The organism is Bacillus pretiosus (assembly GCF_051294775.1).
In the GTDB taxonomy this organism is placed as follows: domain Bacteria; phylum Bacillota; class Bacilli; order Bacillales; family Bacillaceae_G; genus Bacillus_A; species Bacillus_A wiedmannii.
The window spans coordinates 1-312 of record NZ_JBPPHF010000135.1; the positions used below are offsets into that span (position 1 = coordinate 1).

The 312-nt window shown below is 36.2% G+C and carries 1 pseudogene; it reads left to right on the forward strand.

Features of this window, described 5'->3' with window-relative positions:
- A pseudogene (locus ACSG5Z_RS30190) lies at positions 1-213 on the forward strand (PIN domain nuclease); the annotation flags it as partial.
- Positions 214-312 lie beyond the last annotated feature (99 nt).

The window sequence follows — 312 nt, forward strand, 5'->3', positions numbered from 1 at the left end:
CTCCCAGGTGAAGAACTGTGTGTTTATGTTGTCAAAGATTGAAAAGAACAAAATCAAGGTGTTGCATATTTAGATGATGGCACGATGATTGTAGTAGAAGATGGTCGAGAATATGTAGGTTCACAACTCAATGTGCTTGTTACTAGTGTGTTACAAACATCGGCTGGGCGTATGATTTTCGCCAAACGTAACTTATTAGAAAAAGCATTATAAGTAGAGGATTATTAATATGTATACATTAATTATTCCAGCAGCTGGTCAAGGTAAGCGGATGGGTGCTGGTAAAAATAAGTTGTAGTTACTAATAAATGG